Annotated in this window: 11 protein-coding genes; 9 read left to right on the forward strand and 2 right to left on the reverse strand. The window is 49.7% G+C overall.

Features of this window, described 5'->3' with window-relative positions:
- The first annotated feature begins 116 nt into the window (after positions 1 to 116).
- The 9 genes from dusB (at position 117) to hflX (ending at position 12,086) form a co-directional block, all read left to right on the forward strand.
- Entirely contained in the window at positions 117 to 1,124 is a 1,008-nt protein-coding gene (gene dusB, locus AC2D8L_RS04765; RefSeq protein ID WP_484684296.1) for a tRNA dihydrouridine synthase DusB, read from the forward strand.
- Entirely contained in the window at positions 1,121 to 2,239 is a 1,119-nt protein-coding gene (locus AC2D8L_RS04770; protein ID WP_484684297.1) for a two-component system sensor histidine kinase NtrB, read from the forward strand. Before dusB ends, AC2D8L_RS04770 begins: the two co-directional genes overlap by 4 nt.
- Positions 2,232 to 3,680: a nitrogen regulation protein NR(I) gene (gene ntrC / locus AC2D8L_RS04775; RefSeq protein WP_484684298.1), complete on the forward strand. Its 1,449-nt coding sequence runs from the start codon at positions 2,232 to 2,234 to the stop codon at positions 3,678 to 3,680. The genes AC2D8L_RS04770 and ntrC overlap by 8 nt, the downstream gene beginning before the upstream one ends.
- A 134-nt stretch (positions 3,681 to 3,814) precedes the next feature.
- Complete coding sequence (locus AC2D8L_RS04780) at positions 3,815 to 6,091, forward strand: sensor histidine kinase NtrY-like (protein ID WP_484684299.1); 2,277 nt, start codon at positions 3,815 to 3,817, stop codon at positions 6,089 to 6,091.
- The gene (gene ntrX / locus AC2D8L_RS04785) at positions 6,092 to 7,471 is read left to right on the forward strand and encodes a nitrogen assimilation response regulator NtrX (RefSeq protein ID WP_484684300.1); all 1,380 of its coding nucleotides are present in this window, start codon (positions 6,092 to 6,094) and stop codon (positions 7,469 to 7,471) included.
- Between the two features lie 21 nt (positions 7,472 to 7,492).
- On the forward strand, positions 7,493 to 8,869 hold the full coding sequence (trkA, locus tag AC2D8L_RS04790; RefSeq protein WP_484684301.1) for a Trk system potassium transporter TrkA: 1,377 nt from the start codon (positions 7,493 to 7,495) through the stop codon (positions 8,867 to 8,869).
- A gap of 7 nt (positions 8,870 to 8,876) precedes the next feature.
- A complete protein-coding gene (locus tag AC2D8L_RS04795; RefSeq protein WP_484684302.1) occupies positions 8,877 to 10,295 on the forward strand; it encodes a hypothetical protein in 1,419 nt (472 codons plus the stop codon).
- Positions 10,296 to 10,458: 163 nt separating this feature from the next.
- A complete protein-coding gene (hfq, locus tag AC2D8L_RS04800) occupies positions 10,459 to 10,707 on the forward strand; it encodes an RNA chaperone Hfq (RefSeq protein ID WP_435667512.1) in 249 nt (82 codons plus the stop codon).
- 104 nt (positions 10,708 to 10,811) lie between these two features.
- Positions 10,812 to 12,086 (forward strand): GTPase HflX, encoded by a 1,275-nt coding sequence (gene hflX / locus AC2D8L_RS04805; RefSeq protein ID WP_484684303.1) that lies wholly within the window; start codon positions 10,812 to 10,814, stop codon positions 12,084 to 12,086.
- Positions 12,087 to 12,093: 7 nt separating this feature from the next.
- Here hflX and mazG read toward each other — a convergent pair whose 3' ends face one another.
- A complete protein-coding gene (gene mazG, locus AC2D8L_RS04810) occupies positions 12,094 to 12,894 on the reverse strand; it encodes a nucleoside triphosphate pyrophosphohydrolase (protein WP_484684304.1) in 801 nt (266 codons plus the stop codon).
- Positions 12,891 to 13,289 carry a DUF1801 domain-containing protein gene (locus tag AC2D8L_RS04815; protein WP_484684305.1) on the reverse strand — a complete coding sequence of 133 codons (399 nt, stop codon included), beginning with the start codon at positions 13,287 to 13,289 and terminating at the stop codon, positions 12,891 to 12,893. Before AC2D8L_RS04815 ends, mazG begins: the two co-directional genes overlap by 4 nt.
- Between the last annotated feature and the right edge of the window lie 5 nt (positions 13,290 to 13,294).

Raw genomic sequence — 13,294 nt, forward strand, 5'->3', positions numbered from 1 at the left:
ATCATGATTGCAGCGCAAGCACGCTAAAGCGTCAATCACAATTCCCTATTTGTTGATTTGCTTAAACCGACAGATGTGTCTATTATTGTATCAACTCGATCAAATGTACAAAATTTATGCAAACCCAACTCAACCCGATCCAGATCGGTAAACATATTTTCCCGTCAAATGCGTTTTTGGCACCGCTTTCTGGGATAACCGATAAGTCATTTCGCACGATTTCAGCGCGATATGGAGCAGGGATGGTTGTGTCTGAAATGATCGCGAGCGCTTCGCTGATCAATGGGCATAAAGATATGGAGCGGCGGTTGGGCAAGCCTGAACAATTACCCCATGTGGTGCAACTGGCAGGTTGTGAGGGGCAGTGGCTGGCCGAAGGCGCAAAGATCGCCGAACAGATTGGCGCCGACATTATTGACATCAATATGGGTTGTCCGTCCAAGCGCGTGACAAATGGCTATGCGGGATCGGCGCTGATGCGCGTGCCTGATAAAGCCCAAGAGTTGATCGAGGCCGTGTTGGGTGCGACATCGTTGCCCGTTACCTTGAAAATGCGGCTGGGGTGGAATGACGACACTTTAAATGCACCAGACATTGCAAAAGATGCCGCCGCTGCTGGCATCCAGATGATCACAATCCACGGACGTACCCGCCAGCAATTTTACAAAGGCAATGCGAAATGGCGTCCTGTGAATGATGTCGTTGAAGCCGTAGACGTGCCAGTGGTTGTAAATGGCGACATCGTGGATATTCCAACCGCAAAACGGGCTTTGGAACATTCCAACGCTGCTGCCGTTATGATCGGCCGTGGTGCGCAAGGCCAACCATGGATTTTGGGGCAAGTTGGCGCGGCGTTGAACGATAATCCTGTGCCAAAAACGCCGTCTTTGGTTGAGCGCAAAAATCTAATTCTTGAACATTATTCGATGATGATGGACGAATATGGCACGGCACTTGGTGTACGCTGCGCGCGCAAACATTTGGGTTGGTATATGGATGTGCTGGCTACTCAGTTTGTGGTTCCGCGTCATGTGCGCAATGCGCTGCTGACCGAGGGAGACACGAGCAAAATTCCCACCCTTGTTGAAAATCTCTTCGACCAATTGGTGGAGCACGCTGCATGAGCGCAACTTCATATGAACTTGCTTTTTCAGCATTTCAGGCCATGACGCAGCCGGTTTTCATTTGTGATGGCGACCACAACTTCGTTATCGCCAATTATGCTGCACAGAACTTCTTTCAGACCTCTGAGAGTTTGCTCAAGCGCCAGCGCATTGACGATCACGTGGCGCCGTCCTCACCGCTTTTGGGTCTGCTTGATTTCGTGCATGAACATCAGGCCGCATCCAGTGAACACAAAATAGCAATTGGCAATGTTAATTTGCCCCATGAACGGCTTGTTGATGTTCACATAGCGCCGATGGGGTCGGACCCGGACTTGGTCGTTGTAACTTTGTTCGAGCGCACCATGGCCGATAAGATCGACAAGCAACTTACTTCTCAAGGTGCTGCACGCCAAGTGTCTGGTCTTGCTTCAATGTTGGCCCATGAAATTAAGAACCCGCTGTCTGGTATCAAGGGCGCGGCTCAATTGCTCGAGCAAAGTGCTGCAGACGAAGACCGTCCACTTGCGAAGCTGGTTCAGCAAGAGGTTGAGCGGATTGTAAAACTAGTTGACCGGATGGAAGTGTTTAGCGATGAGCGCCCGCCCGAACTTACTTCGATCAATATTCACGAAGTGCTCAATCACGTATTGCTGCTTGCTGAGAATGGTTTTGCTAAAGGCGCGGACGTTGAAAAGCAATTCGATCCAAGCCTGCCACCTGTTTTGGGCAATTGGGATCAACTGGTGCAGATCTATCTCAATTTGATCAAAAATGCCGCCGAAGCGGTTCACGATGTGGCCGGAGGACGGATTAAGATTTCTACGGCCTACCGCCCCGGTATTCGCGTTGGTATTTCAGGCACCAGAGAACGACTTTCGTTGCCACTAGAAATTCGCGTTGAGGACAATGGTGCGGGAATTGACGAAGAGATGCGGCCGCATATTTTTGAGCCCTTTGTGACGTCTAAGCAAACCGGGGGCGGTTTGGGCCTTTCAATGGTCGCAAAATTGATCCGCGGACATGGTGGCATTGTTGACGTCGATTATGTAGGCGACCGCACAATTTTTAAGACCCTTCTACCGATTGCCAAAAAGTCGGACATTGAGGCGCGTCAGGAGAATGCTAATGGCTAAGCAAACAATTTTGGTTGCCGATGATGACGCGTCAATTCGTCTAGTTCTTAGCCAAGCGCTCACCCGGGCAGGGTACGAAGTGCTGCCCATGAGCAACATAACGACCATGTGGAACCATGTTTCGCGCGGCGAGGGTGATTTGCTGATTACCGACGTTATGATGCCGGACGGCAGCGCATTTGATGTTTTGCCAAAAATTCAAAAGCAAAGACCTGACTTGCCTTTCATTGTGATGAGCGCACAAAATACATTCATGACAGCGGTCAAAGCCAACGAAGCTGGCGCGTTTGAGTATTTGCCCAAACCGTTTGACCTGGGCGAAGTCACCAACACGGTCGCTAAAGCCCTGCAAGACCGGGAAAACAAAAAGAAAAAGTCTGTCGAAGTTGATGTCGAGGACATGCCACTCGTAGGCCGATCTGCCCCCATGCAGGACATCTATCGCACCATGGCTCGGCTGATACAAACCGATCTTACCGTGATGATTTCAGGTGAGAGCGGTACAGGCAAAGAGGTCGTAGCACGGGCGTTACATGAGTTCGGGAAGCGCAAAAACGGTCCCTTCAACGCGATTAACATGGCGGCAATTCCGCAGGATTTGATCGAATCCGAACTATTTGGACATGAAAAAGGCGCGTTTACAGGCGCGAACGCACGAGCGCAGGGGCATTTTGAACTGTCAGCGCGTGGCACATTGTTCTTGGATGAAATTGGCGACATGCCAATGGCTGCTCAGACACGTTTGTTGCGGGTGTTGCAGGAAGGCGAGTTTACGCGTGTTGGCGGGCGTGAGACTTTGCAAACTGATGTTCGTATTATTGCGGCGACGCACAGAGATCTCAACCAGCTCATTCGTCAGGGTCTATTCCGAGAAGATTTGTACTATCGCCTAAATGTCGTGCAGTTGCGGATGCCGGCTTTGCGGGAAAGGCCTGAGGACATTTCGGATTTAGTACGGCACTTTATTGAAAAATACAGTGAAGACACCAGAATTCGAAAGTCAATTTCACCTGAAGCCCTGGCTGTTATGGCGCAGCATAGTTGGCCGGGCAACGTGCGTGAATTGGAAAATCTGGTACATCGATTTGTAGCGTTATACCCAGAAGAATCAATCTCACCTGAAATGGTGGCAGCGGAAATCGGCAGCGCCGAAACTGCGCAGGGCAATAATGTCGCGCCAATGGGTGAGGGGCAAAACCTGCACGAAAGCGTAGAACGTCATTTGATGCGCATTTTTGCAGAGGCTGAGCCAGATTTGCCAGACGATGACCTTTATCATCGCATTCTTGACGAGATCGAAGTGCCGTTGCTGGAAATTACGATGTCTGCGTGCAATGGCAATCAAGTAAAAGCCGCTCAGTTGTTGGGGCTTAACCGGAATACCTTGCGCAAAAAACTCAATATGCACCAAATTCGGGTGTCGAAGGGCATTGGACGCTAAATTTCGCCCGAAAATGGCACTGTCACATTTTAGCAACATTTTTCTTGCTCACTGCCCATAATTCGATAAGTCTATCGGACGAACTGTTACATTTGTGGCACAGTCCACTTAGACGACCTTTTGGGATTCTTGGCTTGAGCAATACCGAAGCACCGCGAATTCGACAATTATTCCTCCGTAGAAACCGCTTCCTGCGTTTCTTTGGGCTTATTCTGGTGTTCGCTGCACTCGTTTCGGCCACAGTTTCGTTCATGATGCTAACCGGCGTCGCGCCAATCCAGCCAGATCCATCGGCATGGCCAATCATTTGGCTTGTAAATGGTGTGTTGATCGTCCTTGTTATCGCGCTGTTGCTGACGGAAGCCTACCTGCTTTTCCAAGCACGCATGTCCAAGCAATCCGGGGCCGGGTTGCACATTCGTCTCGTGTCGATGTTTGCTGTTGCGGCTGCAGTTCCCGCCTTTATCGTGGCAGTGATCGCCACGCTTGCGCTCAATCAAGGGCTCGACCACTGGTTCTCGGAGCGCTCCCGCTCAATGGTCGAGAGCTCGAAGTCCGTTGCGCAGTCCTATTTGATCGAACACGCCAACGTGTTGCGCGACGACATATTGGCAGTTGCAACGGAAGTTCAGAAAATCAAAAGTATTTTTGATGGCAACAAGGCAAACTTTTCTGACGTTTTCACGTCTCTAGCGCAGAGTAGATCATTGCCATTTGCCTATATTGTAGACGAGCAGCGCAATACGCTTATGCGCGCCAAAATAAATGCGCCTGGCTTACCGCCAGAATTGCCATTTGATTTCGATTTTTCTGAAGCCGTCCCGAACGAGGTCGTGCTGATTGCGCCAGGTGTACGCAATAATGTTGTTGGCGCAGTTGTTCGATTAAATGGATACGACAATCTCTACTTATTTGTGGCCCGTGGCGTCGACCCGCAAGTGCTTGAATATATGCGCCTTGCGGAGCAAAATGTTTCTGAATACCGAGAATATGAGTCTAACCGGCTGGTGTTTCAGGTCACATTTGCCTTTATGTATGTCGGTTTGGCTTTTGTTGTGCTGTTGGCCGCAGTTTGGCTAGGCATTGCCTTGGCAAACGGCTTGGTGGCGCCAATTCGGAATATTATGGTGGCTTCGACCAAAGTGTCTGAAGGCGAATTGGATGTGCGGGTGCCCGTAAAGGGCGTTAAGGGCGATCTTCAGGACCTTTCCAACCGATTTAACACGATGACGTCGCAGTTGCGGGCGCAACATGGTGCATTGCTTTCAGCCAATGACACGATCGATCAGCGCCGTCAGTTTACAGAAGCGGTGCTGGAGGGCGTGAGCGCCGGTATCGTTGGGCTGGATCCGGATGGTTGCGTGACCATCATCAATGGGAGCGCCAACGCCATGTTTGGTGTTGATGACCAATCAATAATTGGCAAAAAGATCGGTGATGTGGTGCCTGCACTTTCCGATTTCGTTAGCACAGCCTTAGGATCGACACGGGATCAAAACCAAGAACAGATTGAAATTCAATCTAATTTTGGCGAAGAACGGATCTATCAAGCACGGATTACTCGAGAGGGTACGAGTGACAATTCCAAGGGATATGTGATTACGTTGGACGACATTTCCGACCTGATTGCCGCCCAAAGAACGAGCGTCTGGGCCGATGTGGCTCGACGCATTGCCCATGAAATCAAAAATCCACTTACGCCCATTCAGCTGTCTGCGGAACGACTACGTCGACGCTACAGAAAGCAGCTTGAAGGCGACTTTGAAGTTTTTGACAAATGTACTGAAACGATTATGCGCCAAGTTGGTGATATTGGTCGCATGGTGGACGAGTTTTCTACATTCGCCCGAATGCCAACTGCAAGTGTAGCCCCAGCTGATCTGAGAGAAACCGTCAAACAAGCGGTCTTTACAGAGGGTGTTCGGCATCCTGAAATTGACATCGTAACAAAACTAACAGACGAGAACCTGGTGTTCGAATTTGACGAGCGGTTGATTTCTCAAGTTCTCATCAATCTCATTAAAAATGCTTCAGAATCCCTTGAAAGTACGAGAGATAATAAGGATGTAGTTCCGAGGATTACAGTGTCTGTGGACATCGACAAGGGCGATGTAGTGACCATGGTTTCGGACAATGGCAAGGGCTGGCCAGAGGAAAACAGAACGCGTTTGTTAGAGCCTTACATGACCACACGAGGCAAAGGTACCGGGTTGGGTTTAGCAATTGTGTCCAAGGTGATCGAACAACATGACGGTCAAGTTGAGCTACAGGACGCTGCGCCCGACGAGAACGGAAATATTGGGGCATGTTTCAGATTCACATTGCCCTATCGCAAAGCGGCAGAACAAAAAGACGATAATAAAAACAAGGAAGTGGGTCTAAACGAACCCATTTCGGTGATGGAAGAATAAATGGCGCAAGACGTACTAATTGTAGATGACGAAGAAGATATTCGCGATCTGATTTCTGGCATATTGGAAGACGAGGGATACGAAACCCGCTTGGCGCACGATGCAGATTCAGCGCTTAAGGCAATTGAGGCACGACGTCCGGGTTTGGTGTTTTTGGATATATGGATGCAGGGGTCGCGGCTTGACGGTTTACAGCTTTTGGATGCCATTCAAGAACGGCACAAGGGCATGCCAGTTGTTATGATCTCTGGGCACGGCAATGTGGAAACGGCTGTTTCTGCTATTCGACGGGGTGCTTATGATTATATTGAAAAACCGTTCAAAATTGATCGTTTGCTGCTTATTGCGCAACGGGCATTTGAAACCCGTCGCCTGAAAGAAGAGGTGCAGGAACTAAAGGTACGTTCAGGCGCCGAAAACAACACATTGGTTGGTGCTTCTGCTGCGCTTGCGAGCGTAAAGTCGGCACTCAGCAAGTGCGCGATGACGAACTCCCGTGTGTTCTTTACCGGACCATCCGGGACCGGGAAGGGCCTTTGTGCACGTCATTTGCATGATCTTTCGCATCGATCAGCGGGGCCATTTGTCGAAGTCAATTTGGCCATGCACAGCGATGATGATCTACCGGAGGTCTTGTTCGGCAGTGAAGCCAACCAAAACGGTTCAAAATCCATTCGGGCCGGGGCGTTTGAACGCGCCCATGGCGGCACGCTTTATCTTGCGGAGGTGGAGGTTTTGTCGCCTGCTTTGCAAAGCCAACTATTGCGTGCAGTCGTTGAAAACAAGTTTGACCGGATTGGCGGGGAAACCCGCGTTGGCGTTGATGTCAGGATCGTTTCATCTTGTGCGACAAACATAACCCGGCTCGTTGAAGACGGCGATTTCCGTGGCGACCTATTCCACCGGTTGGCGGTTATTCCATTGGCGCTGCCATCATTACGCGAGCGTCGGGAAGACATTCCACCATTGGTTGAGCAATTGGCCAGCAACTTGCAGCATGTGCACAATCTGAAATCCTTTGAGATTGCTGATGACGCGATGGCTGTGTTGCAAGCGCAGGATTGGCCAGGCAACGCGCGGCAACTTCGAAATTCGCTGGAACGGCTGGTCATTCTGCATAGCGAGAACTTTCCCGATGATGGCCGGATTACAGCAGAAATGCTTCCAGCCGATATTGGCGAGGTACTACCGTCAGTTGATGAGGGTGCAGAAAGCCCACATTTGATGACGTTGCCTTTGCGCGAAGCTCGGGAAGTCTTCGAACGCCAATATCTAGTTGCCCAGATTGAACGATTTGGCGGCAATATCTCGCGTACTGCTGAATTTGTTGGTATGGAACGAAGTGCTTTGCATCGCAAACTCAAATCATTGGGCCTGTAAGGGCCTGATCAGGGAGCATATATGCGCGTTATAATTAGTGGTGCCGGACAGGTTGGATATGGAATTGCTGAGCGACTAGCAATGGAATCTAACGAAGTCACTGTGATTGATAGCAATCCAGAGCTTGTTCAACGGGTACGCGACACGTTGGATGCCCGTGGCGTGCATGGTCATGGGTCTCATCCTGACGTGCTTGCACAAGCCGGGGCCCGAGAGGCTGATATGCTGATCGCTGTGACCCAAGTTGATGAAGTCAATATGACCGCCTGTCAGGTAGGTCATTCCATATTCAACATTCCAACTCGCATCGCCCGTATCCGCGCCCAAAGCTACTTGAAGTCCGAGTGGAGTGACCTGTTCGCTAGAGATCACCTGCCGATTGACGTCATCATTTCCCCTGAAGTGGAAGTCGGCGACTTGATTTTGCAGCGTATGGCTTATCCGGGTGCTTTGGATCTCGTCTCATTTGATGACGATCAGGTGCTGGTGATCACTGTTGCGGTGACCGAAGAATGCGCGATTATAGATACACCGTTGCAGCAATTGACCGAATTGTTCCCAAATCTGGAAGCGACAGTGATGGGCGTGCGTCGCGATGGCCAAATGATGGCACTTAAATCGACCGATTATTTGGTGCCGGGCGATGAGGCCATCGTCGCTGTTGGTCGTTCTCAGGTGAATAGAGTGCTCGCCATGTTTGGCAAAGACGCACCGTTCCCCGATAAAGTGATTATTGGTGGTGCTGGCAATATTGGCCAATATGTCGCCAAGAAGCTTGAAATGCTAGGTGAAGGCATATCCGTGCGGTTGATCGAGAATAACCGTGAAACCGCACAACGGGCCGCCGAAAACCTCAAGCAATCGATTGTTGTTTTTGGTGATGGGTTACACGAAGACATCATGAATGAAGTTGGCATTCAGAACGCGCAAATGTATCTGGGGCTGACCAATGAAGATGAGACGAATATCTTGTCGTCTGTTCTGGCTAGCGAATTAGGCAATGCAACGACAATCGCATTGGTCAATCAGCCCCAATATCCACGATTTGCCCGTCGGCTTGGGGTCGACGCCTTTTTGAACCCGCGCACGGTGACCGTTTCAAAAATATTGCGTCACGTACGGCGGGGTCGTATTCGAGGTGTCTACACCCTTTATAATGGTGATGCAGAGCTTATCGAAGCCGAGGCATTGGAAACTTCGCCATTGGTGGGCAAGCCGCTGAAGGACTTTGATTTTGGCGACGGCGTAAGAATTGGCGCGATTATACGCGGTGGCAATGTTATGGTGCCAACTGGCCAAACCCGCATTGAAGCTGGCGACTTGGTCATCGTATTTGCGCTTGCGGATGCCGTTCGACAAGTGGAGCAAATGTTCCGCGTCAGCATCGACTTTTTCTAGAAAACATATGGCAACGATCCTTTCCATATGCAGTCTAATTCTCGCTGGGTTTGCCTTTTGCCTGACAGCGCCTTTTTTTGTGGCTGTCATTGGGCAAAACGATGCGATGATTGAGGGCTTTGGATTGTTGATCATCGCCTACCTGTTTTTTGCGGCCATCATACTGCTTTCGTTTAATGGCCAAGATCGGCAGCTTTCACGCGGACGCATTTTTGTTATGTCCTGCTGTTGCTGGCTGACATTGTCATGTGCTGCGACACTTCCATTTATGCTGTTGGAAAATATGCCGCTACACAGCGCGTGGTTTGAGGCGGTTTCAGCCGCGACGGCGCTTGGAACAACATCCGTAAGTGCCGAAGTAATCAGCACGCCGATGAAGGCTTACCGCGCCATCACAGCATGGTTTGGTGGTTTTCTCACATTGGCGCTCATCGTTTATGTGCTTAGCCCTTATCGGGTTGGTGGCTTGCCCAACAGGGACTTGAGATTTGTGCTGCACGGCACAGGGGCAGGTGGCCCAAGGTTGCTGCGCACTTTGGGTGAAATTGCAGTGCCATATGCAAGCCTGACCGTTGCTTGCTTGTTGCTGCTCCTGATCCAAGGCGTCCGTCCTCTGGATGCCGTGCTGGCTTCCACCGCTGCGTTGTCGACGAACGGGTTTGTCCCAACTGCGTCCGGCGGTTCAATCTTCAATAACTTCAATGCTGAGATAACATTGGTTATCTTTATGCTGATTGGCGGAACCAGCATAATCTGGCATCGGATGATTGTAACGCGACGGTTTGAATTATTATTTCGAGAGCATCGTGAGAGTTTTGCGGTTATTGCGATTATTGTTGTCGTTGGACTTGTCTTATCGATTGCACGTGTTTCCGCGGATGAACGCAACTTCGATTTTCTACGGCACATATTCGACGTAGCCTCTGTGATGACGACGACAGGCATTACGCACAACAACACAACAGGGCTCAGTTTGCCGCTGCTCCTTAGCTTTATGCTTGCGATCGGTGGTGCGTCTACATTTTCTACGAGCGGCGGCATAAAGCTTTACCGCTTGGGCGTCATGATGTCGAACTCCCTTGCTGAAGCGCGTCAATTGGTATTTCCCAATGCTGTCATGGCCAACCGATTTTCAGATGGCCTATATGGTTCTCGTGCAATCAAGGCGATTTGGAGCTATTTTTTCCTCTTCATCTTGACCTTAAGTGTGGGGATTTTAGGCTTCACAGTGCTCGGAATGTCATTCGAAAGTGCATTATCGACGGGCATTGGCAGCATCAACTCTGTGGCGAACCTCGTTGATTCCTCCTATATTCAGGCAGAGGGCGGTGCGCTCGTGCGGTTGTGGGCATCAACGCTTGCACTAGCCGGTCGTATAGAGATTTTGATCATTTTTGCGGCAATTGCAGACTTTCGCCAGCAATGATGACCCAAATCAATTGACAGCTCGCTTTTGAGTGCGTACCGATTAGGACGCGGTAAATTGTTAAAGTTCTAATCAACACGAATTGTTGAAATAAAAATAAGAACCTATTCATGGCATTGAAGGTGATTTTGTTACCGAATTTGCCCAAAAAAGAGGCCATCCAATGCCCAACGAGAAAAACCAAAACCTTCAAGACTCGTTTCTGAACAACGTACGTAAAAACAAAATTCCAGTGACAATTTTTCTTGTTAATGGTGTGAAGCTGCAAGGCGTAATCACATGGTTTGACAATTTTTGTCTTTTGTTGCGTCGTGAATCTCAGTCTCAACTGGTCTATAAACACGCCATTTCCACAATTATGCCGGGTGCACCAATCCAGTTGTTTGACCCAGAAACTAGCGACAAAGGTTAACTGGACTGTCCGACAAATCCAAAATTGAAAATCAAGTAGGCGTTGACTTTAAAAAGGGCGACGCCGCCTATCACGATCGTCGTGTCGCCGCCACGCGCACCCTATTGGTATGCCCGGACGTCACAAGAGCGGCCAGACGCCGCACAATTGAAGCGCGGCTTGAAGAGTTCAAAAGCCTTGCAAGCGCGATCAATCTTGAAGTTATTGGTGAGCACGTCGTCAACGTGCGTGAAGTTAAACCAGCGACATTTATTGGCGGCGGTCATGTTGAGCAAATCAGTGCACAAGTTGAAGATGACGACATCACGTTGGTCTTGATTGACGCGCAGCTTACGCCCATTCAGCAACGCAACTTGGAAACCCGACTGGGTGCAAAAGTGCTTGATCGCACAGCACTCATACTTGAAATTTTTGGCGACCGCGCCGCGACCCGAGAGGGTGTGTTGCAAGTTGAGCTCGCGCACCTAAATTATCAACGAGGCCGTTTGGTCCGGTCTTGGACACACCTAGAACGTCAACGCGGTGGCATGGGATTTGTTGGTGGGCCTGGCGAAACACAAATCGAATCTGATCGGCGTTTATTGCAAGAGCGCGTGAACTTGTTGAATAAACGGCTCGAAAAAGTACAAAGAACGCGTTTTGAGCAGAGAAAGTCTCGCCAATCGATCCCGTTTCCCATCATTGCGCTTGCTGGATATACAAATGCGGGTAAATCGACATTGTTTAATGTGTTGACCAATTCTGAAATCAACGCCGAAGATCAACTGTTCGCCACGCTTGATACTACCGTTCGCCGCGCGATCTTGCCGCATAAACGCGAAGTCGTGTTTTCCGACACCGTTGGTTTTATTGCTGATCTGCCGACTGACCTTGTTGCAGCGTTCCGCGGTACGTTGGAAGAGGTCACAGATGCGCATGTTGTGTTGCACGTTCGCGACGTGGCAAATGATGACTATGTGGCGCAGGCGCAAGACGTAAACGACGTGTTGGCCGATCTTGATGTCACACCTGAAACGGTGCCGTTTATTGAGGTTTGGAACAAGATTGACGCCATAACCGCAGATGAGCTTGAACTGCGTCGACGTCATAGAAACCCAAACATAACGGTTGTGGAAGTTTCTGCCCATACGGGCGAAGGCATGGACAACTTGCTGGCGGCTATTGAAGAAGAGTTGAGCAAGTCCGGACGTTTTCAAGTGGTTATGCTACCGCATAAACATGCGGGCATTGCCCATTGGCTTTACGAAAATGGTGAAGTCCTCAATGCCGTCGCAGACGAAGAAAATAGCGGTACGCGATATGAAGTGCGCATTCTGAAAAACAAAATGTCGCCATTTCTCGCCAAATTTGATCAGTTCGTGGTCGAGGGACAGCAATAGGTTTGCCTTAAACCTTGTCCGCTTTCCTGATCTCTGACCAATAGGCTTCCAACTGCTCTAATCCCGCATTTTCAACGGCAATTCCATCTTCACGGCAGCGTTGTTCTACATAGTTGAAACGACGAATGAATTTCTGGTTGGCCTTTGATAGCGCAACTTCTGGGTCAATATTGGATTTTCGTGCCGCGGATGAAATAGCAAACAGCAGATCCCCGATTTCTTCTTCAATCCGTTCGGCGTTGTTCTCTTCAATTTCTGCAGCGACTTCATCTAGCTCTTCACGCACCTTTTTGAGTGCTTCGCTTGCGTTTGGCCAATCAAAACCAACCCGTGCCGCTCGTTTTGCTAATTTGTTCGAACGTGTCAGCGCAGGGAGCGCACGCGGCACATCATCAAGCACAGAAGGGATTTCGTCTTGCGACTTTTCCTTGCGCTCTTCGGCCTTAATTGCTTCCCAGTTTGCGTTGACCGCATCTGCGCCATCTAAATTTTGTTTTGCAAAAACATGGGGGTGCCGCCGAATGAGTTTCTCGCATATGCCATAAATCACGTCACCGAAATCGAACTTATCAATCTCTTTGGCCATTTGCGCATAATAGATGGGCTGGAACAGCAGGTCGCCAAGTTCCGATTTCAAATCCGCAAAATCTTCCCGTTCAATCGCATCTGCAACTTCATATGCTTCCTCAATCGTGTGCGCTTTGATCGAATTGAAGTCTTGCTTCAAATCCCAAGGACAGCCATTTTCCGGGTCACGCAGCCGTTCCATGATTTCGATTAGTGTTGCAATGTCTCGGCTTGGTCTCATGAATTTGCTTTTTTGTTTTGATGATAGGTCAAGGCAAGCGCAACAACATGGCGCAGCTCGGCATCAACGTCTTCTAGGTCAACCGGCAACACAATTTCTCGAGTGCCAACAAGTTCGAAAATGTCGCTATATTGCTCCCGGACTTGATCCACCAAACTGGTCGTGCAGTGCACATAAAGGGAGAGGGACCCAGAATTGTTTTGATCAATTCTAATTGTGGTTCCAGACTTTGGTTTTTCCGTCAGAAAACTAATCTCGTTCCACTTAAGTGCCTCGACGACTTTACCACACTTGGGCAATTTAGAGGCCACTTCATGTACAATTGCGCGAACCCGCGAAAGCGCAGTTCTCGCCTCCGGCGGATAGTCGAGTATTCGTTTATCTATGATGTCCATAAAGA

The sequence above is a fragment of the Maritalea sp. YIW29 genome, from assembly GCF_057219265.1.

What these genes read in the sequence shown, in the direction of transcription:
- hfq (WP_435667512.1), top strand. Translation starts at nt 10,459, where the DNA reads ATGCCCAACGAGAAAAACCAAAACCTTCAAGACTCGTTTCTGAACAAC.
- trkA (WP_484684301.1), top strand. Translation starts at nt 7,493, where the DNA reads ATGCGCGTTATAATTAGTGGTGCCGGACAGGTTGGATATGGAATTGCT.
- AC2D8L_RS04815 (WP_484684305.1), bottom strand. Translation starts at nt 13,289, where the DNA reads ATGGACATCATAGATAAACGAATACTCGACTATCCGCCGGAGGCGAGA.
- ntrC (WP_484684298.1), top strand. Translation starts at nt 2,232, where the DNA reads ATGGCTAAGCAAACAATTTTGGTTGCCGATGATGACGCGTCAATTCGT.
- AC2D8L_RS04795 (WP_484684302.1), top strand. Translation starts at nt 8,877, where the DNA reads ATGGCAACGATCCTTTCCATATGCAGTCTAATTCTCGCTGGGTTTGCC.
- ntrX (WP_484684300.1), top strand. Translation starts at nt 6,092, where the DNA reads ATGGCGCAAGACGTACTAATTGTAGATGACGAAGAAGATATTCGCGAT.
- AC2D8L_RS04770 (WP_484684297.1), top strand. Translation starts at nt 1,121, where the DNA reads ATGAGCGCAACTTCATATGAACTTGCTTTTTCAGCATTTCAGGCCATG.
- dusB (WP_484684296.1), top strand. Translation starts at nt 117, where the DNA reads ATGCAAACCCAACTCAACCCGATCCAGATCGGTAAACATATTTTCCCG.
- mazG (WP_484684304.1), bottom strand. Translation starts at nt 12,894, where the DNA reads ATGAGACCAAGCCGAGACATTGCAACACTAATCGAAATCATGGAACGG.